This window comes from Rugosimonospora acidiphila (genome assembly GCF_039543385.1).
GTDB classification, from domain to species: domain Bacteria; phylum Actinomycetota; class Actinomycetes; order Mycobacteriales; family Micromonosporaceae; genus Rugosimonospora; species Rugosimonospora acidiphila.
Genome location: NZ_BAABJQ010000131.1, coordinates 1 through 590, shown reverse-complemented (window position 1 = coordinate 590; position 590 = coordinate 1). Strand labels below are relative to the sequence as shown.

The following is a 590-nucleotide window of genomic DNA, read 5'->3' as shown; positions in this document are numbered from 1 at the left end:
GTGCAGCACTTCATTGTCACCTTCGGGTACCTCGCGGTATTCATCCTGATGCTCGCCGAGTCGGCGTGTATCCCGATCCCGTCCGAGGTAACCATGCTGTTCGCTGGAGCCCTGGCGGCCGGTGCGATACCCGACGGCAGTCTCAACATCGTGCTGGTGATCCTCGCCGGCACCCTCGGCAACGTGGCCGGCAGCTACCTCGCCTGGGCGGTCGGCCGGTACGCGGGCCAGGCCGCCCTGCACCGCTGGGGCCGGCGCCTGTGGCTGCGCGAGGAGGACCTCGCCAAGGCGCACCGCTGGTTCACCCGGCACGGGCCCGCCTCAGTCTTCTTCGGTCGGCTACTGCCCGTGATCCGCACCTTCATCTCGTTGCCCGCCGGCTTCGCCGACATGGCACCCCTACGCTTCGGGCTTTACACCTTTGCCGGGTGCCTGCCCTGGACGGCGGCGCTCGCCCTGGCCGGATACGCCATCGGCGCCAACTGGCAGAAGGTGGCCGACGCCTTCAAGGGCCCCACCTACATCATCGCCGCGATCGTGGTACTGGCATGCGCCATCGCCGTCGCGGTGTTCATCCGTCGACGCCGCAC

Annotated in this window: 1 protein-coding gene; it reads left to right on the top strand. The window is 68.6% G+C overall.

The window, feature by feature from the left end; translation table 11 throughout:
* On the top strand, positions 1 to 590 hold a 590-nt coding region (locus tag ABEA87_RS42355; protein ID WP_345639459.1), incomplete at both ends, for a DedA family protein.